Annotated in this window: 28 protein-coding genes; 15 read left to right on the top strand and 13 right to left on the bottom strand. The window is 64.4% G+C overall.

Annotated elements, in window-relative coordinates:
* Positions 1–48 precede the first annotated feature (48 nt).
* Positions 49–318, top strand: coding sequence for a helix-turn-helix domain-containing protein (locus JQC81_RS14160; RefSeq protein WP_203272452.1), 270 nt, complete (start codon positions 49–51; stop codon positions 316–318).
* A 31-nt stretch (positions 319–349) separates the two neighbouring features.
* Here JQC81_RS14160 and JQC81_RS14165 read toward each other — a convergent pair whose 3' ends face one another.
* From JQC81_RS14165 to tpiA, 5 genes are all read right to left on the bottom strand, one after another.
* On the bottom strand, positions 350–751 hold the full coding sequence (locus JQC81_RS14165) for a DUF350 domain-containing protein (protein WP_190848289.1): 402 nt from the start codon (positions 749–751) through the stop codon (positions 350–352).
* 57 nt (positions 752–808) lie between these two features.
* Positions 809–1,672, bottom strand: a complete 864-nt coding sequence (locus JQC81_RS14170; protein WP_203272453.1) for a VOC family protein — start codon at positions 1,670–1,672, stop codon at positions 809–811.
* 59 nt (positions 1,673–1,731) lie between these two features.
* Positions 1,732–3,360, bottom strand: a complete 1,629-nt coding sequence (pyrG, locus tag JQC81_RS14175; protein WP_203272454.1) for a CTP synthase — start codon at positions 3,358–3,360, stop codon at positions 1,732–1,734.
* Between the two features lie 106 nt (positions 3,361–3,466).
* Positions 3,467–3,877 (bottom strand): preprotein translocase subunit SecG, encoded by a 411-nt coding sequence (gene secG, locus JQC81_RS14180; protein ID WP_203272455.1) that lies wholly within the window; start codon positions 3,875–3,877, stop codon positions 3,467–3,469.
* Positions 3,878–3,997: 120 nt separating this feature from the next.
* A complete protein-coding gene (gene tpiA, locus JQC81_RS14185; RefSeq protein ID WP_203272456.1) occupies positions 3,998–4,765 on the bottom strand; it encodes a triose-phosphate isomerase in 768 nt (255 codons plus the stop codon).
* A 136-nt stretch (positions 4,766–4,901) separates the two neighbouring features.
* On the opposite strand from tpiA, the gene JQC81_RS14190 reads away from it, so the two are divergent.
* The 9 genes from JQC81_RS14190 to lexA all read left to right on the top strand — a co-directional run bounded on the left by JQC81_RS14190 (position 4,902) and on the right by lexA (position 14,044).
* Complete coding sequence (locus JQC81_RS14190) at positions 4,902–6,797, top strand: peptidylprolyl isomerase (RefSeq protein WP_203272457.1); 1,896 nt, start codon at positions 4,902–4,904, stop codon at positions 6,795–6,797.
* Positions 6,798–6,800: 3 nt separating this feature from the next.
* Entirely contained in the window at positions 6,801–8,321 is a 1,521-nt protein-coding gene (gene trpE / locus JQC81_RS14195) for an anthranilate synthase component I (RefSeq protein WP_203272458.1), read from the top strand.
* Between the two features lie 58 nt (positions 8,322–8,379).
* The gene (locus tag JQC81_RS14200; protein WP_203272459.1) at positions 8,380–9,009 is read left to right on the top strand and encodes an anthranilate synthase component II; all 630 of its coding nucleotides are present in this window, start codon (positions 8,380–8,382) and stop codon (positions 9,007–9,009) included.
* A gap of 5 nt (positions 9,010–9,014) precedes the next feature.
* Positions 9,015–10,028, top strand: a complete 1,014-nt coding sequence (gene trpD, locus JQC81_RS14205; protein ID WP_203272460.1) for an anthranilate phosphoribosyltransferase — start codon at positions 9,015–9,017, stop codon at positions 10,026–10,028.
* 10 nt (positions 10,029–10,038) lie between these two features.
* Positions 10,039–10,839 carry an indole-3-glycerol phosphate synthase TrpC gene (gene trpC, locus JQC81_RS14210; protein ID WP_203272461.1) on the top strand — a complete coding sequence of 267 codons (801 nt, stop codon included), beginning with the start codon at positions 10,039–10,041 and terminating at the stop codon, positions 10,837–10,839.
* Positions 10,836–11,312 (top strand): cyclic pyranopterin monophosphate synthase MoaC, encoded by a 477-nt coding sequence (moaC, locus tag JQC81_RS14215; protein WP_203272462.1) that lies wholly within the window; start codon positions 10,836–10,838, stop codon positions 11,310–11,312. The genes trpC and moaC overlap by 4 nt, the downstream gene beginning before the upstream one ends.
* Positions 11,309–12,565, top strand: a complete 1,257-nt coding sequence (locus tag JQC81_RS14220) for a molybdopterin molybdotransferase MoeA (RefSeq protein WP_203272463.1) — start codon at positions 11,309–11,311, stop codon at positions 12,563–12,565. Before moaC ends, JQC81_RS14220 begins: the two co-directional genes overlap by 4 nt.
* Before the next feature lie 200 nt (positions 12,566–12,765).
* Positions 12,766–13,107: a hypothetical protein gene (locus JQC81_RS14225; protein WP_203272464.1), complete on the top strand. Its 342-nt coding sequence runs from the start codon at positions 12,766–12,768 to the stop codon at positions 13,105–13,107.
* 232 nt (positions 13,108–13,339) lie between these two features.
* Positions 13,340–14,044 (top strand): transcriptional repressor LexA, encoded by a 705-nt coding sequence (gene lexA, locus JQC81_RS14230; RefSeq protein WP_190846672.1) that lies wholly within the window; start codon positions 13,340–13,342, stop codon positions 14,042–14,044.
* Here lexA and JQC81_RS14235 read toward each other — a convergent pair.
* Positions 14,022–15,410 (bottom strand): ComEC/Rec2 family competence protein, encoded by a 1,389-nt coding sequence (locus JQC81_RS14235; protein ID WP_312887515.1) that lies wholly within the window; start codon positions 15,408–15,410, stop codon positions 14,022–14,024. The two genes, lexA and JQC81_RS14235, sit on opposite strands and share 23 nt — an antisense overlap.
* Positions 15,411–15,887: 477 nt before the next feature.
* Between JQC81_RS14235 and JQC81_RS14240 the strand changes: the two genes are divergently transcribed.
* Positions 15,888–16,517 (top strand): Rossmann-fold NAD(P)-binding domain-containing protein, encoded by a 630-nt coding sequence (locus JQC81_RS14240; protein ID WP_203272466.1) that lies wholly within the window; start codon positions 15,888–15,890, stop codon positions 16,515–16,517.
* A gap of 76 nt (positions 16,518–16,593) precedes the next feature.
* Here the strand turns inward: JQC81_RS14240 and JQC81_RS14245 are convergent, their stop codons facing one another.
* Together JQC81_RS14245 and JQC81_RS14250 are read right to left on the bottom strand one after the other, a co-directional pair.
* Positions 16,594–17,211: a L,D-transpeptidase gene (locus JQC81_RS14245; protein ID WP_203272467.1), complete on the bottom strand. Its 618-nt coding sequence runs from the start codon at positions 17,209–17,211 to the stop codon at positions 16,594–16,596.
* A gap of 212 nt (positions 17,212–17,423) precedes the next feature.
* Positions 17,424–18,311, bottom strand: coding sequence for an MBL fold metallo-hydrolase (locus tag JQC81_RS14250; protein ID WP_203272468.1), 888 nt, complete (start codon positions 18,309–18,311; stop codon positions 17,424–17,426).
* A 124-nt stretch (positions 18,312–18,435) separates the two neighbouring features.
* On the opposite strand from JQC81_RS14250, the gene JQC81_RS14255 reads away from it, so the two are divergent.
* Genes JQC81_RS14255 through JQC81_RS14270 form a run of 4 tightly spaced genes read left to right on the top strand, consistent with a single transcriptional unit; the run spans position 18,436 to position 20,721 of the window.
* Positions 18,436–18,981 carry a rhodanese family protein gene (locus JQC81_RS14255; protein ID WP_203272469.1) on the top strand — a complete coding sequence of 182 codons (546 nt, stop codon included), beginning with the start codon at positions 18,436–18,438 and terminating at the stop codon, positions 18,979–18,981.
* A 36-nt stretch (positions 18,982–19,017) separates the two neighbouring features.
* Positions 19,018–19,803 (top strand): sulfite exporter TauE/SafE family protein, encoded by a 786-nt coding sequence (locus tag JQC81_RS14260; RefSeq protein WP_203272470.1) that lies wholly within the window; start codon positions 19,018–19,020, stop codon positions 19,801–19,803.
* Between the two features lie 23 nt (positions 19,804–19,826).
* Positions 19,827–20,267, top strand: a complete 441-nt coding sequence (trxC, locus tag JQC81_RS14265; RefSeq protein ID WP_203272471.1) for a thioredoxin TrxC — start codon at positions 19,827–19,829, stop codon at positions 20,265–20,267.
* A 13-nt stretch (positions 20,268–20,280) separates the two neighbouring features.
* Positions 20,281–20,721, top strand: coding sequence for a protein tyrosine phosphatase family protein (locus JQC81_RS14270; RefSeq protein ID WP_203272472.1), 441 nt, complete (start codon positions 20,281–20,283; stop codon positions 20,719–20,721).
* Positions 20,722–20,789: 68 nt separating this feature from the next.
* Here JQC81_RS14270 and JQC81_RS14275 read toward each other — a convergent pair whose 3' ends face one another.
* From JQC81_RS14275 to JQC81_RS14295, 5 genes are all read right to left on the bottom strand, one after another.
* Positions 20,790–21,701, bottom strand: a complete 912-nt coding sequence (locus JQC81_RS14275) for a DMT family transporter (protein WP_203272473.1) — start codon at positions 21,699–21,701, stop codon at positions 20,790–20,792.
* 107 nt (positions 21,702–21,808) lie between these two features.
* Positions 21,809–22,858, bottom strand: a complete 1,050-nt coding sequence (locus JQC81_RS14280; protein ID WP_203272474.1) for a L,D-transpeptidase family protein — start codon at positions 22,856–22,858, stop codon at positions 21,809–21,811.
* Between the two features lie 49 nt (positions 22,859–22,907).
* Positions 22,908–23,609, bottom strand: a complete 702-nt coding sequence (locus JQC81_RS14285) for a DsbA family protein (protein WP_203272475.1) — start codon at positions 23,607–23,609, stop codon at positions 22,908–22,910.
* Positions 23,610–23,657: 48 nt separating this feature from the next.
* Positions 23,658–24,329: a L,D-transpeptidase gene (locus JQC81_RS14290; RefSeq protein WP_203272476.1), complete on the bottom strand. Its 672-nt coding sequence runs from the start codon at positions 24,327–24,329 to the stop codon at positions 23,658–23,660.
* 47 nt (positions 24,330–24,376) lie between these two features.
* Complete coding sequence (locus tag JQC81_RS14295; RefSeq protein ID WP_203272477.1) at positions 24,377–25,009, bottom strand: DsbA family protein; 633 nt, start codon at positions 25,007–25,009, stop codon at positions 24,377–24,379.
* Between the last annotated feature and the right edge of the window lie 8 nt (positions 25,010–25,017).

A 25,017-nucleotide genomic window follows, 5' to 3' on the forward strand; every position in this document is an offset into this window, starting at 1 on the left:
CACTGCAAACACTAAGAAAATTTACCGATAGCGCTTGGGGGCGCTCTCATGTCAGAACAGGACAAGATGCAGGAACTCGTTGCAATTCGAACCGCCCTTGGCTTCACCCAGAGCAGGATGGCGCATGAGATCGATATGAACCTGCGGGACTATCAGGCTTTCGAGTGGGGCGAGGCGGAGATTCCAGACATCTATCTCAGAGCGATCGAGCGGATCGCCATGCTCCACGCAGTTCGTCACCGAAATCCGATGATGGTGCCGCCCGCAATGCGGGCAGAAGCTCTGCAATTCGCCAGGCTTGTGGAGATGCAGGCCTGAACGGCCGCTCCTCTTCCGATCCGGTCTGACCCTAAAATGTCATTGCAGCGGCGTTGATGATGCCGGCCGACAGCGATGAGGCGCCGAGAAACAAGGCGGCGGCCATCTCTCCGGCGGCGATGCGCTGCGAGAGGTTTGGCATGACAATCCGCACGAGCCAGTAGACGACGATCTGCACGGCCAGGGCAACAAGGCCCCAGACCAGACAATCGACGATGGTCTGGGCATGCACGATGGCGCTGGCGAGCGGCAAGGCGAACCCGACGAGACTGAAGCCCAAAGCTGTGGCCGCCGAGATCACATTCTCCCGGATCAGGGCGAACTCATTGTGCATGGTCGCGAGGGTGTAGATGGCCAGATACAGCCCCACCAGCGCGACAGCGAGCACGAAGAAGATCAGGAAGTCGGGCAAGCCCGCGAGAGAATTAGCCACAGGTTGAGCCCCCACCGGTTGATTATCGTTCAACCGGTTAAGGGAACATGGTTAACATTACGTTGGTTCGAATGCGATCGCGACGCCAAAGGCGGCACTGGCCGGGACGATGAGCCTGCTGCCGATGTGCTGGTAGGGGATCTCCGCCGCGTCGAGCCACCTCGCCTGCCGCTGGATGTCCTCGACACGAATGGCGAAGGCCACGAAGGACGGCTGGTCGAGCTCAGCCTCGATGGAGCCGTAGATCTCCGCGGCATCGTCAGGCGTCAGAACATCGATGTGGCTCTCAACCAACCGGAAGGACAGGTCGTCTCCGTCGGGACTTCCGGGCTGCACGCCGGTAAAAGCGCTCAGAAAATCACGCAGCTGCTCCGGCTCAGGAGCGGCCAGGGTGACGGACGAGATCCGGGTCGCCTGATTGTCGTGGCGCTGGAACTCCGGGTTCCAGAAATTTTCAGGATAGTGCTGCTGACAGACGAAGAAGCCTGCCTTGGGAGAACGCTCGGCCGATGTGAATGCCAACGTAAAGGCAACCTTGGTCTCGCTGCCATCGGGCCGGCGTCCGGCACGCTCGAAGTGAAAGGGCTCGAAGGAGCCGATGCCTTTCTCGGCGAAGAGAGAGGCGTCGGCCTTGGCATCCTGGCTGTCGAGCACAAGCATGGCCAGACCTTCACGGAACCGCAGATAGTCCTGCACGAAGCCGCCGAAGCTGAAGGCGCTTGCCTGATGGGGCGCAATGGCGGCACCCTCGCCCACGGCGATCAGCTCGATGAAGGAGCCGGAAAACTGGATAATCCGATTCTCGGTGCCCCAAGGATGCCGGTTGCGGGAGCCGACCTGGAAGCCGAGGCGCTGATAGAAGTGTCCGGCTTGATCGAGGTCCTGGACGGCAACAACGAGATGGTCGATCCGGCGGGTCATTATGGTCTTTCCTGCTGGTCGCGCCCGTAGGATTTCGGGCGCGACGGTTCAGGTTAACATCAAACCAGCCGGCTTTGCTCCACGGCCGCGTGGATGAAGCTCTTGAAGAGCGGGTGCGGCTCGAACGGGCGCGACTTCAGCTCGGGGTGGTATTGCACGCCGATAAACCAGGGATGATCCTCGTACTCGACGATCTCAGGCAGGATCCCGTCCGGCGAGACGCCGGAGAAGCGCAGGCCTTTCGTTTCCAGCTGGTCGCGGTAGGACATGTTCACCTCATAGCGGTGCCGGTGGCGCTCAGAAATTTCCGTGCCGCCATATATCTCCGCAACCTTGCTGCCCGGCTTGAGGCTCGCCTGATAGGCGCCAAGCCGCATGGTGCCGCCGAGATCGCCGCTGGCCGTACGCTTTTCGAGCTCGTTGCCGCGCAGCCACTCGGTCATGAGGCCGACCACCGGCTGCGAGGTTGGACCGAACTCGGTGGAGCTGGCATCCTGGATGCCGGCAAGGGAGCGGGCCGCCTCGATCACGGCCATCTGCATGCCGAAGCAGATGCCGAAATACGGCACCTTGCGCTCGCGGGCGAAGCGGGCCGCCCGGATCTTGCCCTCGGCGCCGCGCTGGCCGAAGCCTCCGGGCACCATGATGCCGTGGATACCTTCCAGAAATGGAGCCGGATCCTCGCTCTCGAAGACCTCGCTCTCGATCCACTCGAGATTCACCTTCACCTGGTTGGCGATGCCGCCATGGTGAAGCGCCTCGATGAGCGACTTATAGGCGTCCTTGAGGCCGGTATACTTGCCGACGACGGCAATGGTGACCTCGCCCTCAGGGTTGTGGACGCGCTCGGAAATGGTGGTCCAACGAGACAGATTCGGGGTCTTGGCCGTATCGAGGCCGAAGGCCGCCAGAACTTCGCTGTCGAGACCCGCCTCATGATAGGCCAATGGCACGTCGTAGATCGAGCGGGCGTCACGCGCCTCGATCACGGCCGTCTCGCGCACGTTGCAGAACAGGGCCAGCTTGCGGCGCTCGTCCTTCGGGATCTCGCGATCCGTGCGGCAGAGAAGGATGTCGGGCTGGATGCCGATGGAGCGCAGCTCTGCCACCGAGTGCTGAGTGGGTTTGGTCTTCAGCTCGCCGGCGGACGGGATGAACGGCAGCAGCGTGAGGTGGACATAGATCGCCTGCCCCCGCTCGAGGTCGTTGCCGAGCTGGCGGATCGCCTCGAAGAACGGCAGTCCCTCGATGTCGCCCACCGTGCCGCCGATCTCGACCAGGACGAAATCGAAGCCTTCGTTGCCCGTAAGCACAAAGTCCTTGATGGCGTTGGTGACGTGCGGAATCACCTGGATGGTCGCACCAAGATAATCGCCGCGGCGCTCCTTGGTGATGATGTCGAGGTAGATGCGCCCCGTCGTGATGTTGTCGGCCTTCGTGGCCGGCACGCCGGTGAAACGCTCGTAATGGCCGAGATCCAGATCGGTTTCAGCGCCGTCGTCGGTCACGAAGACCTCGCCGTGCTGGTAGGGACTCATCGTCCCCGGATCGACGTTGAGATATGGGTCGAGCTTGCGAAGCCGAACCTTGTAACCGCGTGCTTGGAGAAGCGCTCCCAGAGCCGCCGAAGCCAGACCCTTGCCGAGCGAAGACACCACGCCGCCGGTGATGAATACGTACCGCGTCATGGACCCCTATCCATAAACATCGGGCGCCGATTCGCAATCGCAAACCCGACCACCCGAAAGCCATCCACAAAAAGAGAGGGCCGGAAGCACCGGCCCTGGGTTCGTTTTACTGCTGAGGCGCTGCGGGCGCCGGCGCCGGAGTGCCGGGAGCAGGAGCCGCCGGCTGATCGCCCTGGAGGCGCTGCAGCTGCTCAAGCACGTTGCCGCCCTGCGGAGCCCCCGGAGCCTGCTGGCCCGGAGCGGCCGGCGCGGCGCCGTCGAGAATCGAGCGCGGAGCCCGTGTCGAGGTCGCCATGACGGTAAGCGCAATGCTCGTCACGAAGAACAGGCCTGCCAAAATCGCCGTCGCACGGGTGAGCGCATTGGCCTGGCCGCGGCCGGTCATGAAACCAGACACACCGCCGCCGCCTCCGCCACCGCCGAGACCCATGCCGCCGCCCTCGGAGCGCTGCAGGAGAACCACGCCGATCAGGGCGAGCACGATGATCAGGTGAATGATGATGAGAACTGTTTGCATCGTTTTCAAAAACCTCAAGCGGCTGCGCACAGGGCGACAGCCGCTCGCAATCCGTTCGTTGCGGCGGCCTGTAGCATAGGTGGGCTCAGGATCAAAGGCCCGCAAGCGGCCTTTTCGCACTTACCCCAGATAAGCTCCTGCAATGCCCAGGAAATCCGCCGCCACGAGACTGGCCCCGCCAACCAGGGCACCGTTGACGTTCTCAACAGCCATCAGCTCGGCAGCATTTGTGGGTTTCACGGAGCCGCCATAAAGGATACGGACCTTAGGCGCATCGGCCTTGCCGACGAGGCGCTTCAGCTCCTCGCGGATGGCGGCATGGACCTCCGCCACATCGGCGGCCGTCGGGGTCAGGCCCGTGCCGATGGCCCAGACCGGCTCATACGCAACAACGAGGTTGTGGCTGTTCGAATCGACCGGGACCGAGCCGCGCAGTTGCTTCTTGACCACGGCGAGGGCCTTCCCGGCTTCACGCTCTTCCCTGGTTTCGCCGACGCACACGATGGCCGTGAGGCCGGCCCGGTGAGCCGCCACGGCCTTGGCGCAGACATCCTGGTCCTTTTCCTTGTGGTACTGGCGGCGCTCCGAATGGCCGACGATCACATAGGTTGCCCCAGCATCGGCCAGCATCTCGGCGGAAAGATCACCCGTGAAGGCGCCCGATTCCTTGGCATGGCAATCCTGCCCGCCGATGGCGACCCGGGAGCCGACCGAGAGCTGTGCGGCATGGCCGATCAGGGTCGCGGGCGGACAGACGGCAAGCTCCACCTTGGCCCTGAGGCCGGGAGTGTAGCCCGCGTGGATCTCCTCCAGCACCCTCGCCGAGGCCCTCAACCCGTTCATCTTCCAGTTGCCCGCAACCAGCGGGCGCGGCCTATCGACGCTCATGTAAGGCACTCCTGTGACGCTTGATAACTTGGCACTAGCAGAGGCTTAGACCCTCTTTCAACCAGACTTGCCCTTTTCGTAGAGCCCCTGATCGTTTATCGGCAAGTTTAACGAGTTTTTGGAAAACGGGTTCACGATGCTTCGGAACATGCGCAAGGCTGGGCAGACAATCGTCGGCAAAGCCATCGCCACCATCTTTTTCGGCGCCCTGATCGTCAGCTTCGCCATTTGGGGCATCGGCGACATCTTCCGCGCAACGCCCGCTTCCACGGTGGCCGAGGTCGGGGACACGACGATCACGGTCGACCAGACCCGCAACGCCTATACCAACGAGCTGCAGCGGCTCGGGCGCCAGTTCCGCACGGTCATCAGCCCTGAGCAGGCCCGCGCCTTTGGCCTCGACCAGCAGGTGATCAATAACCTGGTGACCGATGCCGTCCTGGCCGAGAAGGCCAGGGAGATGGGCCTGTCGGTCTCCGATCAGCTTGTCGCCGCCTCGATCGTCAACAATCCTGCGTTCAAAGGTGCGGACGGCCAGTTCAACCGTGCCCTGTTCGATCAGGCGCTTCGCAACATCAATCTTTCCGAGGCCGGCTTTGTGCAGGAGCAGCGCTCCGCCATGGCGCGCCTTCATCTCGCCGAGGCCATCGCCGGGGACATCAATGTCCCCCTGGCCGCCAGGGAGGCTCTGAATCGCTACGCCACTGAGCGCCGCGCGAGTGCCTACTTTCTCCTGACGGCAACGATGGCGGGCGATATCCCTGCCCCTACGGCGGAACAGCTCCAGAGCTTCTTCAATGAGCGCAAAAGCACGTTCCGGGCTCCTGAATACCGCGCTGTGACGGCAATGGCTCTCGATGCTGCTGCCCTGGCCAAGCCCGACACTGTGTCGGAGGCCGATGCCCGCGCACGTTACGAGCAGCAGAAGGCAAGATACGGCAGCCCCGAGCGTCGGACGATCCAGCAGATCACCTTCCCGTCCCAGGCTGAGGCCGATGCCGCCGCTGCGAAGATCAGGGAAGGCGCGACCTTTGAATCCATCGCAGCGGAGCGCAACGTGTCCCCGCAGGACCTGGAGCTCGGCACTTTCACCAAGGCCGAGATGCTCGACCAAGCGGTGGCGGACGCCGCCTTCAGCCTGGAGCAAGGCGCTACAAGCGCTCCGGTCGCCGGCCGCTTCGGCCCCGTACTCCTGCGGGTCACGCAGATCCAGCCGGAAGCCGTGCGGCCGTTCGAAGAGGTTGCCGGGGAACTCCGGCAGGAAGTCGCAACGGAGCGGGCCCAGGGGCAGATCGAGCGAATCCATGACGAGATCGAGGATCTGCGCGCCGGCGCCAAGCCGCTGGCGGACATCGCCAGGGAAAAGGGCTTGACCCTGGTTCAGATCCCGGCGGTGGATGCCAACGGCCTCGACAAGGCCGGCAACCCGGTCGACATCCCGGCGAAGGATGCGGTCGTGAAGGCGGCCTTCGCGTCGGATATCGGCGTCGACAACGAAGCCCTGCGCACCGGCACCGGCTATGTGTGGTACGACGTGACCGGCATCGAGCCCTCCCGCGAGAAGAACCTCGATGAGGTCCGCGATCAGGTCGCCGCCCAGTGGCGCGAGGATCAGGTCGCCCAGCGTCTCTCCGAGAGAGCCCGCGGGCTGACGGAGCGCCTGGAAAAGGGCGAAGCCATCGAGGCTGTCGCCCAGGAGATTGGCGCAACGGTGCAAACCGCCACCGACCTCGCCCGAAATGCCGCAAAGGACGATCTGACCGCCGAGGCCGTGAACCGCATCTTCGCCGTTCCGGTCGGAAAGGCGGGCCATGCTGCCAATGGCGCGGATGGGCGGGCGGTCTTCAAGGTCACCTCCGCCACAGTTGCGCCCCTGGTCACCTCAACGCAACAGGCACAGAACACCGAGAACCAGCTTCGCACCGGCATCAGCGACGACCTGATCAGTCAGTATATCGCCCAGGTTCGGCAGGATCTCGGCGTGACCATCAACCAGCAGGCGCTGCGTCAGGCTACCGGCGGCGAATTGTAGGCCATGACGCTCGCGCCCGACTTCGACACCTTCGCCACGGCCTATGAGGCTGGCGAGGCTGGCGTTCTGCGCACCACTCTGGTGGGCGATCTGCTCACCCCGGTCGCGGCTTTCCTGAAACTGCGTCATGGGCGAAAGGGCCCGGCCTTCCTGCTGGAATCGGTCGAAGGCGGCGCGACCCGCGGCCGCTTCTCCATGATCGGGCTTGACCCCGATCTCATCTGGCGCTGCCAGGATGGGGTTGCGTCCATCGACCGTCAGGCGCTGAGCCGCATGCAGGAATTCAGCGTGGACGAGCGTCCGCCCCTGGAAAGCCTGCGGGCTCTGATCAAGGAAAGCGCCCTGCCCCTCGCCGACGATCTTCCGCCTATGGCGGCCGGGCTCTTCGGCTATCTGGGCTACGACATGGTGCGTCTTATGGAGCGACTGCCCGAGCCCAACCCCGATGTGCTGAAGGTGCCGGATGCCATCCTGATCCGTCCCACCGTGATGGTGGTGTTCGATGGGGTCAGGGATGAGATCTCGCTGATCACGCCGGTGCGCCCCCAACCGGGCATTTCCGCCAAGATCGCTTATGAAACGGCGCTGGCGCGCCTCGACGAGGTGACGGTGGCCCTGGAGCGCCCGCTGCCCATGGACGACCGGACCGACCCCACGCAGATTCATTTCGAGCCGCCGGTGTCCAACACCACACCGGACGAGTTTGAGGCGATGGTCGCCAGGGCGAAGGACTACATCCGTGCGGGCGACATCTTCCAGGTGGTGCTGTCCCAGCGCTTCGAATCCGCCTTCCCTCTGCCCGCTTTCGCGCTCTACCGCTCCCTGCGCCGGGTCAACCCAGCGCCGTTCCTCTGCTACCTCGACTTCGAGGATTTCCAGATCGTCTGCTCTTCGCCTGAGATCCTGGTGCGGGTCCGCGACGGCAAGGTTACGATCCGCCCCATCGCCGGCACCCGCCCGCGCGGTGCAACTGCCGCCGAGGACCGGGCTCATGCGGAGAGCCTGCTGGCCGACCAGAAGGAGCGCGCCGAGCACCTGATGCTGCTCGATCTCGGCCGCAACGATGTGGGCCGGGTGGCCGAAATGGGCTCCGTGCAGGTCACGGATTCCTTCTTCCTCGAATATTACAGCCAGGTGATGCACATCGTGTCGAACGTGGAAGGGCGGCTCGATCCGAGCTTCGACGCCCTCGATGCGCTCATCGCCGGTTTCCCAGCCGGCACGGTCTCAGGAGCGCCGAAGGTGCGCGCCATGCAGATCATCGACGAGTTGGAGAAGGATAAGCGCGGACCTTACGCCGGGTGCATCGGCTATTTCGGCGCCAACGGCGAGATGGACACCTGCATCGTGCTGCGCACGGCCGTGGTGAAGGACGGGCGCATGGCGGTCCAGGCGGGCGCCGGCATCGTGTACGATTCCGATCCAGCCTCCGAGCAGCAGGAATGTATCAACAAGTCGAAGGCCCTGTTCCGGGCCGCCGAAGAGGCCATGCGCTTCGCCAGCCAGGCAAGGGTCGGGCAATGAGCGTCATGCCAATCGTTCCCTTGACCGGGGGCGTCTCATACGCGAACGTCGGCGCGCCATGACCCGTGTTCTCGTCATCGACAATTACGACAGCTTCACCTGGAATCTGGTGCATCTGCTCGGCCCGCTTGCTACCTCGGTCGATGTGGTGCGTAACGACGCCATTACCGCCGACGAGGTGCTTAGCCATCGACCGGACGCCATCGTGCTGTCTCCCGGGCCCTGCACCCCGAATGAAGCCGGGGTCTGCCTTGATCTCGTGAAGCGCGCCTCGCCCGAGATCCCAACGTTCGGCGTTTGCCTCGGCCTGCAGACCATCGGCCAGGTCTTCGGCGGCACCGTCTCGCGGGCGCCGCTGCCGATGCACGGCAAGGTCTCCGATGTGGAGCACAACGGGCAGGCGGTTTTCCGCGGCATCAACGGCTCGTTCAAAGCCACCCGTTACCATTCCCTGATCGTGGATCGCGAGACCTGCCCGGACGACCTTCTCGTCACGGCAGAAACGGCAGACGGCCTCGTGATGGGCCTGTCTCACCGGTCGTTGCCGGTCCATGGCGTGCAGTTCCACCCCGAAAGCATCCTGTCGGAGCACGGGGTGACGATCATGCGCAACTTCTTCGAACTCGCGGCGGATTGGAATGCCAAGCACCGCGCGACCGGCGCCGCAGCCGCACCAGCAGGGCACTGAAACCAATGGAATCCTTCAAATCATACCTTGCGAAGGTCGCTACCGGTGCATCGCTGACGCGGGACGAGGCGCGGGATGCCTTCGACGATCTGCTCTCCGGCGAGGTTACGCCGGCCCAGGGCGGCGCCTTCCTGATGGCCCTGAGGGTTCGGGGCGAAGCACTCGACGAGATCGTCGGTGCCGTCACGGCCATGCGCGGGCGCATGCTCAAGGTCAACGCACCGGACAAGGCTATCGACATCGTCGGCACCGGCGGCGACCACAAAGGCAGCTACAACATCTCGACGTTGGCTTCGATCATCGTCGCCTCCTGCGGTATTCCCGTCGCGAAGCACGGCAACCGTGCGGCCTCGTCCAAGTCGGGTACTGCGGACGTGCTCTCGGCGCTTGGGGTGAAGCTCGGCCTCGCTCCAGAAGGCCTGGAGCGCTGCCTGTCCGAGACGAAGCTCTGTTTCATGTTCGCTCAAACCCACCACGCCGCCATGCGCCACGTGGCACCGACGCGTGTGGAGCTTGGCACGCGCACGATCTTCAATCTGCTTGGCCCCCTCGCCAACCCGGCAGGCGCCAAGCGCCAGCTTCTGGGTGTCTTCTCAGAGGCTTGGCTCGAGCCCCTCACCCAGGTTCTGAAAGAGCTCGGCTCACAGAAGGTCTGGACCGTGCACGGTTCGGACGGGCTCGACGAAATGACAACGACGGGCCCAAGCTTCGTAGTAGCGCTCGAAAACGGCGCAATCCGCCGCTTCACCGTCACTCCGGAAGAGGTTGGCCTGCCGACGGCATCGCTCGATGATCTGCGTGGTGGCGATCCCGAGCACAACGCGGCCCAACTGCGTGCCGTCCTCGACGGCGCCCGCACACCCTATCGCGACGTTGCTCTGCTGAATGCCGCCGCTTCACTCGTAGTGGCAGACGAAGCCGCCAACCTGCGCGATGGTCTTGAGCGCGCGTCTCGCGCCCTCGACAGCGGTGCGTCCAAAGCTACCCTCGAGCGCCTTGTCCAAGTCTCAAACGGTTGAGTGGGGGGCCATGAGCGACGTTCTCAGCCGGATTGAAGCCTACAAGCGCCAGGAGATCGCAGCCGCGAAGGCTGCCGTGCCACAGGCCAAAATCGAACGCCGCGCCCGCGAGGCCTCACCGCCGCGCGGCTTTGCAAAGGCCATCGAGCGCCATCTCGCCGAAGGACGGCCCGCGCTGATCGCTGAGGTGAAGAAGGCAAGCCCCTCCAAGGGCTTGATCCGTGCCGATTTCGACCCACCAAGCATTGCCCAAGCTTATGCGGAGGGCGGCGCCACCTGCCTGTCGGTGCTCACCGACGAGCCCTCCTTCCAGGGCAAGCCTGAATACCTCGCCCAAGCCCGCGAGGCCTCCGGGCTTCCTGCCCTTCGCAAGGATTTCCTGTTCGAACCCTATCAGGTCTACGAGGCCCGCGCCTGGGGTGCCGACTGCATCCTCGTGATCATGGCAAGCGTTACGGACGAAGAGGCACGCGCCCTGATCGATACAGCCCATGATCTCGGGATGGATGTGCTCGTGGAAGTGCACGACCGGCCCGAACTGGAGCGTGCCCTGCCGCTCGGCACCAAACTGGTCGGCATCAACAACCGCAATCTTCGCACTTTTGAAGTCTCGCTCGAAGTCAGTGAGGAACTGGCGCCCCTGATCCCATCCGACCGCATCGTCGTCGGCGAGAGCGGCATCTTCACGCTGCAGGATATCGAGCGCCTGACGGAGGTGAATATCTCCACCTTCCTCGTCGGCGAGAGCCTGATGCGGCAGGCGGACGTGGCGGCTGCAACCCGCAGGCTCCTTTTCGGCGAGGCCGCATGACCGGGCTGACGCATCTCGATGCGGCGGGGGAGGCCAACATGGTCGACGTCTCGGACAAGGACGTCACGAGCCGCACCGCGATCGCCGAGGGTCGCGTGGTCATGCAGCCGGAAACGGTGGCCCTGATCCGCCAGGGTGACGCCAAGAAAGGTGACGTGCTGGGCACGGCCCGCTTGGCCGGCATCATGGCCTCGAAGCGAACACATGAGTTGATCCCCCTCTGCCACCCTCTCCTAATTTCCAAGGTGAAGGTGGACTGCGCCCTCGACGAGAGCCTTCCCGGCGTGCGCGTGAGCGCCGAAGTGAAGGTGTCGGGCCAAACAGGCGTCGAGATGGAGGCGCTCACCGCCGTTTCCGTCGCCTGCCTGACGATCTACGACATGGTGAAGGCAGCCGATAAGGGCATGCGGATCGAAAGCATCCGCCTGCGCCGGAAGAGCGGCGGACGATCGGGAGATTACGAGGCGCCATGAGCCTGATTTCCGTCGAGGATGCCCTGTCTCGGGTGCTGGCGAGCGTAGGCGAACCGCTTGAGACCGAGTATGTGCCCCTCGCCTCCTGCGCCGGGCGCACCCTTGCCGAGGATCTCAGCGCCCTGCGTGATCAGCCCCCCTTCCCGGCCTCCGCTATGGATGGCTACGCGGTGCGCAGCATCGATTGCGCCCAGGTTCCTGCCAGCCTCCAGGTGATCGGAACGAGCGCCGCAGGGGCTCGCTTTACTGGAACCATCGGCCCCATGAAGGCGGTACGGATCTTCACCGGCGCACCCATTCCCGACGGCGCGGACGCAGTGGTGCTGCAGGAAGATGCGGACCCCTCCGGCGATCGGGTGACCGTGAAGGAGGCGCCCCGCTCCAGCCGCCACATTCGCGCGGCCGGCCTCGATTTCCGCGCTGGCGATGTGCTTCTGCAGGCGGGCCTGCGCCTAGACTCCCGCCACATCGCTCTTGCCGCCGCCATGGGGCACGGGACCCTGCCCGTGCATCGCAGGCCCAAAGTGGCCATTCTCGCCACCGGCGACGAACTGGTACGGGCGGGTGAACCCGTCGGGCCCGACCAGATCACCGCCTCGAGCCTCCCTGCCACGATCCTGATGGTAGAAAGGGCCGGAGCCGAGGCGATCGATCTCGGCATCGCCCGCGACGATCTTGCATCGCTCGATGAGCGGATCCAGACAGCGCGTGACATCGGTGCCGACATCCTCGTGACCCTGGGCGGGGCCTCGGTGGGCGAGCACGACCTCGTGCAGGAGGCCTTGAGCCGCCAGGGCATGGATCTCGGCTTCTGGCGCGTAGCCTTGCGGCCGGGAAAGCCCCTGATGCATGGACGCCTCGGCTCGACCCTACTCCTCGGGCTCCCCGGCAACCCGGTCTCCTCGCTGGTCTGCGCCGTCCTGTTTCTGGTGCCCGCCATCCGCGCTCTCCTGGGCGACCAGCGGGCTGCGGACGACCCAACGGAGGACGCCATCCTCGGGGCGGACCTTCCGCCGAACCGGGAGCGGCAGGATTACATGCGCGCCTCTCTTGCGCTTCAGGATGTCCCCTTGACCCTCACTCAAGGACAGGACCGGCTGATGCTCTGCGTCGCGACGCCGCACCTGCTGCAGGATTCATCCATGCTGAGCATCCTCGAGCGCTCTGATGCCCTACTGGTCCGTCCGCCGCATGCCCCGGAGGCCACGGCGGGCGAGCCGTGCCGGATCATTCGGCTGGAGCGGTTTTGTTAGAATCCAGATAGCAGCTTTTGGCTCCAAATCCTCGGATATGGCGGAGACTTGTGAATTTGATGAGTTTTGGCTCCTCAAACAGGTTCTCATTAAAACAGCAACATATGTGCAATTGAGAACAATGTTCGTTGCAGAGTTAGAACTTTTGCGACACTTTATAACGTTCAATAAACTCAGCCTTTATAGGCAAAGGGGCAAACATGGCAGATGTAATTATCACTGATAACGAACACATTAATTGGTTTGATGTTGTCGCTCTTGCCGCGGGTCAAGATAGCCTGATCTACAATGGACTGGACGGCGACGACGTCTTCAATGTTTACGCAGGCGTGTCCAAGACGAGCATCTATGGCACCAATGGTGCCGGTGATTTTGCGGACTTGCAATTCGATACCATCGAACTCTTTGGTTCCGCTCACCTGAATTCTATTGTCGGGATCGACGTTCTAAGATTTGCGTCTCCGATCCCAGCCACAACAACTCTCAGCTACAACGCCAACAGTTCGTTCGGAGTATCGAAGATTGGATTGTGGGAGTCCTGAGCAAAGCTTCAAGCAGATGTGACGCGGCAGTCTGCTCAGGGAAGTTTGATATGTGGATCATCATCTTCATCCAGTGCGGCCGGATGGCACAGCGTCGACCGAGACACCATCAAGGCTGGAGAACAAACCATCGCGCTGAATCTTAACCACAGACTTGCAGAACACAGCGAGAACGGCTACCTTGTTCCTGATTTGTTTCAGAATCGCCTTTTGAAGGCAGTAAGGGCCAGCCATGCTGACGCGCAAACAGCACGAATTGCTCCGCTTCATTCATGAGCGGCTGCGTGAAACCGGGGTTCCGCCGTCCTTCGACGAGATGAAGGACGCACTCGACCTCAAGTCCAAGTCCGGCATTCACCGCCTGATCACGGCGCTGGAGGAGCGCGGCTTCATCCGGCGCCTGCCCAACCGGGCCCGGGCGCTGGAGGTGATCCGCCTGCCGGAGAGCACCAGCGGGGCAGGCAGCCAGCGGCGCTTCACGCCGAGCGTGGTCGAGGGCGGTCTCGCCGGAAAGGCGAAGGCTGCTCCCCAGCCGGCCTCCGATCCGCGCGATCGCGAGATGTCGATCCCGGTCATGGGCCGGATTGCCGCCGGTACGCCGATCTCGGCGATCCAGACCCGCAGCCACTCCATCACCCTCTCGGGCGACTTCCTGGCCCAGGGCGACCACTTCGCTCTCGAAGTGCGTGGGGACTCGATGGTGGAAGCAGGCATCCTCGACGGCGACCTTGTGGTCATCCGCCGGCAGGACAATGCCAATACGGGCGACATCATCGTGGCCCTGATCGACGAGGAGGAGGCGACCCTCAAGCGCTTCCGCCGCCGCGGCTCGTCCATCGCCCTTGAGGCCGCCAACCAAGCCTATGAGACCCGGGTGCTCGGCCCTGATCGGGTCAAGATCCAAGGCAAGCTCGTCAGTCTGGTTCGCCGGTACTGATCTCGTCTTCAGGAAGATCCTGCTCAGGGACAGGCCTTACAGGTCTCTGCCTCCCCTGAGCAGGCGCTACTTCAGCCTCGCCTGAGCGGCCATCGGGCCAAGCTCTCATCTCTCGGCCTTTCCTGACTGATGTCACCTCAATCGCATCGGGACCGAGGCGCAGAGCCGTGGCTCCGCGTTCCTTCAGCGCCTCACCGTCAAGAACGAAAGGCTGCCTGCATGCCGGCGGGGCTTGCAGCCGTGTGAAAATCACGTTCGCCCGACGGCAATCCTCTTCGAATGCCGCATAGTCCTGGACAAAGGCAATCCGCCGCCCGTCCGTGGCAGTCACCACGCAACCAGCGCTGTCGCAGCGTGCCTCACGCCTGAGGCTGGCATCATCTGCAGTCCTGGCATCGCCGTCGGCGCGCAGCCACTGCTCGGTCACGAAGTCCGATGGTCGCCCGACGAGAGCAAGCTGTCCTCGGGTCCCGCGAATAGCCGCCCCTGCCCCCTCGCGGTCGATGAAAATGTCGTAGCGATCCGGAGCAGCCGTGAAGGCAAGCCCTATCGCTGCCGGCACAAGGGCCATCCATCGCAACGACGACGCTGGGATGGTCAGAATGAGCAGGCCCAGGCTCAGCAATGCCAGGGCACCGATGCTCAGCGCCGGCACCACCACGGTCGAACCGCTGAAAGACCCGACCCAGGCCGACACCGCAAGCACCTGCTCGACGGCCGCTCCCATCACCTGCCAGACAGGACGATCAAGATCCAAGGGATACGCGAGCACACCCAGAACGGCGGACGGCATGACCACGACCGAGACGAGCGGCAGGGCAAGCGCATTGCCGATGAGACCGTATGGGTTGAGCGACTGGAAGTGATAAGTCGCGAAGGGCGCCGTGGCGATGCTGGTCACAAGAGTCGTGGTCACGAGCCCGAGCATCGCCCGGCCGATCCAGCGAAGACTCCGTTCGAGAACGGTAGCCGGTGTTCCGTCGGCCTGTTTCCGCTCCATCAGCGGCACCAACGCCATCATGGCGGCCACCGCTCCAAGCGACATCTGAAAGCTTGGTCCGAGCAGCGCCTCGGGGTCCCGTGCAAGAACGATGAGAGCGGCAATCGAAAGATTGCGGATGCTCAGCGCAGGACGGTCCACTAACACCGCGCCGAACATCACAAGGGTCATGATGAGCGAGCGCTCGGTGGCGACATCGGAGCCCGAGAAGATGCAGTAGATCGTCGCCCCGATCATCGCCACCACGGCGGCAATCTTCTTAACCGGCCAGAGCAGCGCGGCCATTGAGCTCAAGGACAGGAGCGCACGAACCAGCCAGAAGAAGGTGCCGGCGGCAAGAACCATGTGGAGGCCGGAGATCGACACAATATGTGGAGCGGTTAATCCCGTCCACAGGTTTGACCGCTCAAGCCTGCCGGCCGAGTTTGTCCGGAGGTGGCCAGCCTTCCAAAGGTCGGCTCACAGCCGATATGCCGAAGTTCTGTGTACTTCCGAGGAGTGCCAGGAGAGGCCATTCGCGTTCATTCGGACCTGCGGCCACTCTGAAAGATCAAGGCACTTTTCAAACGAGAAAGCCCAGGCTCCGGGGCGAACGGACAGGATGCCTTCGCATCGCTGCCTCGCACACTACGGGCCTGGGCTGATCGTGTACCAGTCGGGCGCTCGCATCGTCAGGCAAGCGCAGGAGCAGACCGGGCCGGATTACATCCGTCCTGACACGGCCTCATCGGGGCTGGCGGTGACGCCCGCCGCCTCGAAGTCCACATACGATGTCCGCTGGGGTAAACCTGATATGGGGATTGAAATACAATTCGCAAGGGCCACGGAGGCAGGGCAACCAGAATGACGACACTGATGCTCGTCGGAGCGACAGGCCTGGTCGGCGGGGCCGTCCTGCGGCAGGCGCAAAGCGATGCCCGCGTGGGTCGGATCGTCGCCCCGACCCGTCGGCAACTGCCGCCCCACCCGAAGCTCGAAAACCCGCTGGTTGATTTCGAGCACCTCCCGGCCGATGCGCCGTGGTGGGCCGTGGACGGCGTGATCTGCACCCTCGGCACCACGATCCGCAAGGCACGCTCGCAGGAGGCCTTCCGCCGGGTCGACCACGACTACCCGCCAGCCGTCGCGCAACTCGCCCGGCAGCATGGGGCGCGTGCCTTCGCGTTGAACTCCGCGACGGGAGCCGATGCACGCTCGCGCTTCTTCTACAATCGGGTCAAAGGCGAGGTGGAAGAGGCAATCGGAGGCGTCGGATACCCATCGCTGAGCATCGTGCGCCCTGCCCTGATCGGAGGCGACCGGGACGAGTTCCGGCCCGCGGAGTTCGTGGCCATGCGGGTCTTGCGACTGGCCGAGCGGCTTCTGCCCAGCCGCTATCGGATCGTGCCGCACGAGCGCATCGCCAGCGTTCTGTTGGAGGCGGCGGTCACCGCCCCGCCCGGGGAGCAGATCATCGAGTCTGACACATCGTGAAGGGGCGACGTAGACAACCATAGCCCTCGCTGACATCGCGGGATGCCCCCTCTCGGGGTAAGAGGCTGGGCACGTTTCACCGCCAATCAAAGATAGCCTGGGTGTTCAGCGGGCTTGCGTAGCCATAGGTCGCTGCAGCGCGTGGTGCCTCAGTGCGCTGCGGCTGATGGCCGGAATAACGTGCTCCGACTGGCGACCGCTCAGCCTGCCGGACTTTGGGCCGATCCCGCTTCACCGTCCGTGCGGAGGATTTCCTCGGCTCGTCTCCACGGATCACGATTCTCGTGTTCCGCATCCCCTCACTGCGGACCAGGGCAAACAGCTTCGCCGCGTTTGCCGGCGCAAGGCGGACGCAGCCATGCGAAGCGGTCCGCCCCAGGGTGCGGGTGGCGTTGCTGCCATGGATCGCATGGCCCCGGTGGGTGAAGAAGATCGAGTGCGGCATGGGTGAGTTGTCCCACTCCTTGGAGGCATGGTCCTTCACCAGACGGGATGGCCCGAAGGTGCCAACCGGCGTCTCATACCCGGCCTTGCCCGTCGACACCGACCAGGCATAGCGTGACTGGCCATCAACGGAGACCGACATGCGCTGGGTGGCCTTGTCGACGGTGATCAGGACATCGGCCCTCGCCCAACTGGCTCCAAGTGTGAGAGTGCCAAGCAAGGACACGGCAAGCAGACCGACAAGACGCATAGGGAAAAGTCCTTCAGGTAGGAATACAAGGCGACATTCCTACAGACGCCCGGTCAGTTCCTCGGTTCCGCCACCTGGTCCGACCTCACGGAACCGTGTGGACTTGCTCGACGCCGTGCGCCTGCCGAGCGCATGGCATGGTCATTCCCTCCCGAGCTGATCTCGGTGGGTGAAAGGAGCCCCGGCCATCGCTAAGGCCAAGGCTCCTCCGATCACACGACCTCTTCGGCGCCGCCCTTCATCTTGACCGGGATCATCAGGTAGCGGACGCCGTTCGCTTCCGCCGGCGGGAATTTCCCGGCCCTGATGTTGGTCTGGATCGAGGGCAGCAGCAGCCGGGGCGCCGCGAGCTTCGCGTCACGGGCGGTTCGCATCGCCACGAACTCCTCCTCGGTGACGCCCTCCTTCACATGCACGTTCCTCTCGCGCTGCTCCGCGACCGTGGTCTCCCAGGCATAGGTGTCGCGGCCCGGCGCCTTGTAGTCGTGGCACATGAACAGCCGCGTCTCGGGCGGCAGCGCGGTCAGGCGCCGGATCGAGCGGTACAGCTGGTGGGCATCGCCGCCGGGAAAGTCGGCACGGGCGGTGCCGTAATCGGGCATGAACATGGTGTCGCCCACGAACACCGCGTCCTCTACCTTGTAGGAGATGTCGGCTGGGGTGTGCCCGGGCGTGTGAAGCACCTCCACGTCGAGCTCGCCGATGGTGAAGCGCTCGCTGTCCTTGAACAGATGGTCGAAGTCGCTGCCGTCGGGGTTGAGATCGGTGGCGTTGAAGATCGGCCTGAAAATCTTCTGCACGTCCTTGATGTGCTCACCGATGCCGATCTTCGCGCCGGTCTTCGCCTTGATGTAGGGCGCACCCGACAGGTGGTCGGCATGGGCGTGGGTCTCCAGCGCCCATTCTACCGTGTAGCCCGCCTCCTCGGCCGCCTTGAGCATCATCTCGACCGAGCGCGTGTCCACCGTGCCCGAATTGTGATCGTAGTCGAAGACGGGGTCGATGATCGCCGCCTTTTTCGTTGCCGGATCCGCCACCAGGTAGCTGACGGTGTTGGTGGGCTCGTCGAAGAATGCTCGGATGATGGGTTGGCCTGACATGGTCTGGACCTCCTCAATGGTTCGTTTGCCGTTGTGGTTGACAATATATAAGCAATCTCTAAATAAGCAATATCTAATGCAATATGAGCCGCCTCGACGGCCGATCCCTATCCGGAGACCCACCATGTCGCTTCCCACTCTCAGCCCTACTGAGGCCAAGCGCCTGCTCGACCAGGGCGCCATCCTCGTCGACATCCGCGAGGCCGACGAACACGCCCGGGAGAACATCCCCGGCGCCCGCCTGGCGTCCCTGTCCCGGCTGGAGCAGGCGGACCTCGCCCTTCCCGAAGGCCAGCCGGTGATCTTCCATTGCAAGAGCGGAGCCCGGACCCAGGGCAACGCCGCCCGTCTTGCCGCCAAGGTTGGCAGCGCGAGTGAGGCCTTCGTCCTGGAGGGCGGCCTCGACGCCTGGAAGAAGGCCGGTCTGCCCGTCGCGGTCGACCGCCGCCAGCCCCTGGAGCTGCAGCGTCAGGTGCAGATCGGGGCCGGCAGCATGGTCTTCCTCGGCACGATTCTGGGCCTGTTCGTGTCGCCCTGGTTCTTTGCCATTCCGGCCTTTGTCGGCGCCGGCCTGACGGTGGCGGGGGTCACCGGGTTCTGCGGCATGGCCCGGATTCTGAAGAAGGCGCCCTGGAACCGCGCCGCCTTCGCCCGGCCCAAGCACGCCTAACGCATTCACCCCCTGTCACCGCCACAGCGGAAGACCATGATCACACTGTCCCTCACCCAGAGCGCTCTCGGTCTCGCTTCGGGCTCGCTCGTCGGCTTCACGCTCGGCCTCGTGGGCGGAGGCGGCTCGATCCTGGCGGTGCCGCTGCTCGTCTACCTGGTCGGCGTGACCAACCCGCACGTGGCCATCGGCACGAGCGCGATTGCGGTGGCGGCCAACGCCGCCGCCAATCTCGCCAACCACGCCCGCGCCAAGAACGTGAAGTGGCGCTGTGCCCTGGTCTTCACGGTCGCCGGCATCCTCGGTGCCTTCGGCGGCTCGACGCTCGGCAAGATGGTCGACGGCCAGAAGCTCCTCGCCCTGTTCGCCGTGCTGATGATGATCGTTGGAGCCCTCATGCTGCGAAAGCACTCCGGCGAGGGCGACAGAAACGTCCGTCTCGGCCGAGAGAACTTCCTCAAGCTGGTTGGGATCGGCTTGGCGACGGGAGCCTTGTCGGGCTTTTTCGGCATCGGCGGCGGCTTCCTGATCGTGCCGGGGCTGATCCTGGCGACCGGCATGCCGACCCTGTACGCCATCGGCTCCTCCCTCGTGGCCGTGACCGGCTTCGGTCTCACCACCGCGGCCAACTACGCCTCCTCGGGCTTGATCGATTGGACCCTGGCGGCGTTGTTCATCGGTGGCGGGGTGCTGGGCGGCCTGCTCGGCGCCCGCCTGGCCACGACGCTCGCCGGGAGGAAAGGCGCCCTCAACACGGTCTTTGCCGGCCTGATCTTCGTCGTGGCGATCTACATGCTGGTGCGCAGCCTCAACCTGCTCTGAGGCGCAAGGACAGGAGGTGGTCCATGTCGAAATCGTTTCATGTGGTCTGTCCCCGGTGCGATGCCGTCAACCGCGTTCCGCAGGATCGACCTGCATCGCAGGCGGTCTGCGGCAGCTGCAAGGCAAGGCTCTTCGACGGCCATCCCATCGAGCTCAATGGCCAGCGTTTCCAGCGCCACGCCGAGCGCAGCGACATTCCGGTGATTGCCGATTTCTGGGCGCCCTGGTGCGGCCCCTGCCGGGCGATGGCACCGATCTTCGAGCGGGCGGCGAAGGAGCTCGAACCCAAGGCCCGCTTCGTCAAGGTCAACGTGGACAGCGAGCCGGAACTGGCCGGGCAACTCGGCGTTCATGGCATTCCGGCCCTCTTCGTCCTCAAGTACGGATCAGTCGTTGCGCGGCAGGCTGGGCTGGCCAACCTGTCCACTCTCCACGACTGGGTTCGCCAGTTCTCAACCCCTTGAAGGGAGACGTCGCATGAAGGTCACCAAGCTGACGCCCAACATCTCGGTCGCCCATCAACTGACCGAACGGGATCTTGAGGAGGCTGCGGCCGCGGGCTTCAAGACCATCATCAACAACCGTCCCGACGGCGAGGCTCCGGATCAGCCCCCGAGCGAGGAGCTCGCAGCTGCCGCAGAGCGCCTGGGCCTCGCGTACCATCACATCCCGGCCGTTTCAGGCCAGATTGCAGACGCTCAGGTCGAGGCGTTCAGGACGGCCCTCGGCAGGGCGGAGAAGCCCGCCCTCGCCTTCTGCCGCACAGGGACGCGCTCGACCACCCTGTGGGCGTTGGCGGCCAGCGACCGCCTCTCAGTCAATGAGATCCTGCAGACGACCTCGGAAGCGGGCTACAATCTGGAGGCCTTGCGGCCGCAGCTGGGGGCCACCTCGAACAAGCGGTCTTCCAGCACCTGATCCTCTTGAGCCGGCTTGATCGATGCCCCTAAAGGTGCGGGCAGCTATGCCTGCCCCTCTCAGGCCTCCTAGCGCCAGAACAGGACGGCGGTGCCGAGAACCGTCACGAACGCGCCGCACCAGGCCTGCCACGCGAGCCTGGTGCCCGTGCGCAGCCACAGCATCGGCAGAATGGCAACCGGGGCCATCGAAGAGAGCGTTGAGGCGACCGCCACGCTGGTGCCGGTCAGGGCCACCATCAGCATCGACATCCCGACCACGTAACCGATGAAGACCCCGAGCGAGACACGGGCCAGGGTTTTCCGATCCGGGACGGAGATGCCGGCCTTCCACGTCCCCGGGAATGCCAGATGCCAAGCCCACAGGACAACGACAGCCACGAGCCCGCGGGCCGCCATCACCGCAAAAGGATCCGGGTTGTCGAGCATCACAGGCCGCATGGAGAGGATCCCGACGGCTTGGCCGAAGGCGGCGAGCACGGCCAGCAGTACGCCCGCGGCCGACAGCCGGACCTCGGCATGGATGGAGGCGTTCCGGTCCGAACCGGTGCCTGAAGCCGCCGGCTTGCGGCTGAAGCCGACAGCGAAGGCGATCCCTCCCGCCACCAGAGCGCAGCCGACCAACTGGCTCGGGCCGAGCGTCTCCCCGAGAACCAGGAACCCTAACCCTGCGGCGAAGGGCGCACTCAGCGAAAAGATCAGCCCCGTCCGCCGCGCCCCGATGAGGGCGATGCCCGCGTTCAGCGCCGGATCCGCCACCACGATGGCCACAAGGCTCGACAGCACGATCAGCGGGAGGTGGCTGGCTGACAGGCTGTCCCAACCTCCAACCGCGGTGGCGATGAGGGCCAGCATGAGAAAGCCGATGAGCATGCGCCAGCGCGACAGCGCCATGGGACCGCCGACCGCTTTCACCACCTCGGCGGAGATGAGCGTTGCCAGCGCGATGCAGAACGATGTGCCGAGGGCAAAGAGGGCCAAGGGAGTGTCCTCGCCGGGGTTGGTCTCCCCGGTTCTTGGATTAGGGCGGACCCTTCCTGTAGCAGATGCCAGTGAAACGGCTACAGGGATCGACCGGGATCAGCCACTCAGGTTCCGTCGTTTTGGACGGTGCTGGAGGCCCAGGCAGGTGTGGGCCCTGCCGGCGTGATCTTCGGTTCGGCCAGGGCTGTTTCCGGACGACTGACCTCCACCGACCCCGATGTCAGTGCCTGCAGCCGCACGGGTCCCGAGAGGCGCAGGATGTCCTGGAAAGACGGGTGCATCGACCCGTCGACATAGGTATAGGAGATGGCCGCCCGCCCCGAGGCAACGATCTCCCTGATCCGCGTTTCGTCGCTTGCCTGCTTGGCCGCAACCATCATGGCGGCGCCTGCCTCGACCGTGTACGCGGGGCAGGCCGACCCGGCGTCGAACCGAGCACCGGGATCGTTGGGGCTGGCGTTGAACACGTAGCGTCGGCCGCAGCTGGCGACCTTCGGCGGCCGGCGGGTCGTCTCAAAGTGGTCCGAGCCCTCCTTGAGGTTGCGCCAGAACGCGATGTGCGGGCTGGCCCGGTGCTCGGCCAGGTTCTCCGGCTTCATGCGGAAGGGAAAGGACTGAACGGGGAAGCCCTCCTGCCCGCCCCGGATGGCCTCCCGCGCCAGGGCGAAGAGCTCGCCGGCGCCGTCATCCGTCATGGCAAAGCAGCCCGAGGACGAGCAGGCACCGTGGATCATCAGTGCGGATCCCGTCCGGCCGAGGGCCCGATCCAGTTCGTTCGGGAAGCCGAGATCGAAGGACAGATAATAGGCCGAGTTCGGGTTCATCTGGCCCGCGCGCACAGTGTAGAACCCCTCAGGCATCTGCCGGTCGCCCTCCTTTATCTTCGGCCCGAGCTGCCCCGACCACCGGCAGACCGGGTAGGTCTTGAGAAGCGCGTACTGGCCTGATCTGTCGCGTTTCCAGACCTCCAACTCCGCCTCCTTTTTGAAGACGCGGATGAGGATGGGGTCGGAGACCGACATCGCCTTCGCCTGCATGCTGGCCACCAACTTCGGCGGCACCGGTTGGAGGTGTTTCTGATCACCAACCGTTACGCACCCCGCCAGGGCTGAAATAAGGATCACTCCGCTCAAAACGCCACGCGCTGAGTTCATCCGCATTCTACGAAGCTTTCGTTGTTGAAATTTGATCGGACGCGCCGCATCAGGCCGGGCAGACGACTTCCCCACATCGGTCGAGAGCGGCGACGATCCTGCCGATGGTCTTCGGACCGGGATAGCCGAGCACGCCGATCCCGCCCGCCACGAAGGACGGCGTCGCCGCCAGGCCGAGATTGGCCGCGAGCTGGATCTGTTCGCGCAGCATCCCGCCGACCTTCTCGCTGTCGGCCAAGGGCTCGATCTGGCTCCGCGGGACACCCAGATCCTCGGCGACTTTGAGCGCCCGTGTGCCGTCATTCGTTCCCGGCATGGCGAACAGGCGCCGGTGGAACTCGTAGGTCACGGCTGGTCCCTTCAGCAGGAAAAGCGCCAGTTCCACCTTGGCAGCCTGCATCGATCCGAGGGACAGGATGGCGTTGTTGATCAATCCGAGGCGCAGTTCCGGCCTCTTCTTCACCAGAAGGTTCAGGTCCTTCACCGCCACCCGGCAGTATGGGCAGTTATAGTCGTAGAACTCATAGAGCGTGACGGCGGTGCTCTTCGAGCCAACCCAGATCACGCCGGGCAGATGCTCGATCTCGTTGGTCAGCTCGACCGGCAGGCGCGCGTTGGGCACGGGCTTGCCATCGTCACCTTTCAGCGGATGCCAGCCCTCCCCACTCTCGGCCTGGGCAGCCTTGAAGGATGAAGGTGCCAAGAGGGCGAGCGCGGCGCCCTGGATGAGTTGGCGGCGGTCGAAATCCATGGTGTCATTCCAATCCAAGTTCACGGTGGCGAGATGCGGCGGTGTCTGTCACAGAACGACCACCTTGGCGCTGGCCGGGACGCGGCTGTAGAGGTCGATCACGTCCTGGTTCATCATGCGGATGCAGCCGGAGGACACGGCTTCGCCGATGGTCTCGGGCTCGTTTGTGCCGTGGATGCGATAGAGCGTGTCCTTGCCGTCCTTGAACAGATACAGGGCGCGGGCGCCAAGCGGATTGTCGGTGCCGCCCTCCATGCCACCGGCCCACTTCTTGTAACGCTCCGGCTCGCGCTTGATCATATCGGGGGTCGGGGTCCAGCGCGGCCACTGCGCCTTGCGCTGCACGGTCGCCGTGCCCTTGAACTCCAGCCCCTCCTTGCCGACGCCGACGCCGTAACGCAGCGCCTTGCCGCCCTCCTGCACGAGGTAGATGAAGCGGGCGTTGGTATCGACCACGATGGTGCCGGGCTTCTCGGTCGTCGCGTAGTCCACGAGCTGGCGCACGTTGCGCGGCTTGAGCGTGGTGGGATCGACACCGGGCACTGGGTGCTTGTCGGTGTTCACCGCGGCATAGCGCTCGGCCGTGACGGGATCGACAGCAGGTGCCACAGCCAAGGGCGGAGGCGGCGCGCTCGCAGTGGTGTTGCAGGCCGCCAAGGCCGCTGGCAGCATCAGGACGAGCGCGCGGAAAAGGCCGATGAGCCGTATGAACTTGAACATGGACTTCCTGTCAGGGAGGGAATGGGCGTCGGAGGAGGAACGGCGTCTCACTGCTTGCCTCGCGCGCGGGCGTCAGCGACCGCCTGCCGGAACTGCTCGTAGGTGAGCGCCCCGGAGGCCTTGAACGGGCCGATCAGGTAGACCGGCGTTCCCGACAGCCCCAGCGCGTCGGCCTGGTCGAGGTTGCGCTGAATCAGCGCCTGGATCTCGGGGCCGTGTTGCTTCAGGTCCTGGTTCAGGCGCTCCATGTCGACGCCGGACGTCTGGACGGCCTCGGTCATCTTCTCCTTGCTGATCCGCATGCCGGGGATGGCCATCAGGGCGTGGTGCACCTGCTCGTACTTGCCCTGGTGCTTGGCGGCCAAGGCGAGCTGGGCGCCATGGAAGGAGGCCGAGGTGAGGATGGGCCAATCCTTGTAGACCAGCCGGATCTTGCCGTCGGTCTTGACCAGCTTCTCCAGGTCGGGCGCCGACTTCTTGCAGAAGGGACAGTTGTAGTCGAGGAACGCCACGATGGTGACATCGCCCTTCGGGTTGCCGCCGCCGGGGGCCTGCAGATCGTTCAGGATCGAATCGACCGAGATGTCCCTGTCCTGAGCCGAGGCCGGGACAGGGAGCGCAACGAAGAATGACAGTGCCGTCATCAACGCGGCAAGCAAAGACTTGGTGAGGTAGGGCATCAGGTTAC

Source organism: Microvirga arabica (assembly GCF_016811235.1).
Lineage (GTDB): Bacteria > Pseudomonadota > Alphaproteobacteria > Rhizobiales > Beijerinckiaceae > Microvirga > Microvirga arabica.

Coding starts and splice junctions, on each gene's coding strand:
- JQC81_RS14160 (WP_203272452.1), top strand. CDS start 49: ATGTCAGAACAGGACAAGATGCAGGAACTCGTTGCAATTCGAACCGCC.
- JQC81_RS14170 (WP_203272453.1), bottom strand. CDS start 1,672: ATGACCCGCCGGATCGACCATCTCGTTGTTGCCGTCCAGGACCTCGAT.
- pyrG (WP_203272454.1), bottom strand. CDS start 3,360: ATGACGCGGTACGTATTCATCACCGGCGGCGTGGTGTCTTCGCTCGGC.
- secG (WP_203272455.1), bottom strand. CDS start 3,877: ATGCAAACAGTTCTCATCATCATTCACCTGATCATCGTGCTCGCCCTG.
- tpiA (WP_203272456.1), bottom strand. CDS start 4,765: ATGAGCGTCGATAGGCCGCGCCCGCTGGTTGCGGGCAACTGGAAGATG.
- JQC81_RS14190 (WP_203272457.1), top strand. CDS start 4,902: ATGCTTCGGAACATGCGCAAGGCTGGGCAGACAATCGTCGGCAAAGCC.
- trpE (WP_203272458.1), top strand. CDS start 6,801: ATGACGCTCGCGCCCGACTTCGACACCTTCGCCACGGCCTATGAGGCT.
- JQC81_RS14200 (WP_203272459.1), top strand. CDS start 8,380: ATGACCCGTGTTCTCGTCATCGACAATTACGACAGCTTCACCTGGAAT.
- trpD (WP_203272460.1), top strand. CDS start 9,015: ATGGAATCCTTCAAATCATACCTTGCGAAGGTCGCTACCGGTGCATCG.
- trpC (WP_203272461.1), top strand. CDS start 10,039: ATGAGCGACGTTCTCAGCCGGATTGAAGCCTACAAGCGCCAGGAGATC.
- moaC (WP_203272462.1), top strand. CDS start 10,836: ATGACCGGGCTGACGCATCTCGATGCGGCGGGGGAGGCCAACATGGTC.
- JQC81_RS14220 (WP_203272463.1), top strand. CDS start 11,309: ATGAGCCTGATTTCCGTCGAGGATGCCCTGTCTCGGGTGCTGGCGAGC.
- JQC81_RS14225 (WP_203272464.1), top strand. CDS start 12,766: ATGGCAGATGTAATTATCACTGATAACGAACACATTAATTGGTTTGAT.
- lexA (WP_190846672.1), top strand. CDS start 13,340: ATGCTGACGCGCAAACAGCACGAATTGCTCCGCTTCATTCATGAGCGG.
- JQC81_RS14240 (WP_203272466.1), top strand. CDS start 15,888: ATGACGACACTGATGCTCGTCGGAGCGACAGGCCTGGTCGGCGGGGCC.
- JQC81_RS14245 (WP_203272467.1), bottom strand. CDS start 17,211: ATGCGTCTTGTCGGTCTGCTTGCCGTGTCCTTGCTTGGCACTCTCACA.
- JQC81_RS14250 (WP_203272468.1), bottom strand. CDS start 18,311: ATGTCAGGCCAACCCATCATCCGAGCATTCTTCGACGAGCCCACCAAC.
- JQC81_RS14255 (WP_203272469.1), top strand. CDS start 18,436: ATGTCGCTTCCCACTCTCAGCCCTACTGAGGCCAAGCGCCTGCTCGAC.
- JQC81_RS14260 (WP_203272470.1), top strand. CDS start 19,018: ATGATCACACTGTCCCTCACCCAGAGCGCTCTCGGTCTCGCTTCGGGC.
- trxC (WP_203272471.1), top strand. CDS start 19,827: ATGTCGAAATCGTTTCATGTGGTCTGTCCCCGGTGCGATGCCGTCAAC.
- JQC81_RS14270 (WP_203272472.1), top strand. CDS start 20,281: ATGAAGGTCACCAAGCTGACGCCCAACATCTCGGTCGCCCATCAACTG.
- JQC81_RS14280 (WP_203272474.1), bottom strand. CDS start 22,858: ATGAACTCAGCGCGTGGCGTTTTGAGCGGAGTGATCCTTATTTCAGCC.
- JQC81_RS14285 (WP_203272475.1), bottom strand. CDS start 23,609: ATGGATTTCGACCGCCGCCAACTCATCCAGGGCGCCGCGCTCGCCCTC.
- JQC81_RS14290 (WP_203272476.1), bottom strand. CDS start 24,329: ATGTTCAAGTTCATACGGCTCATCGGCCTTTTCCGCGCGCTCGTCCTG.
- JQC81_RS14295 (WP_203272477.1), bottom strand. CDS start 25,009: ATGCCCTACCTCACCAAGTCTTTGCTTGCCGCGTTGATGACGGCACTG.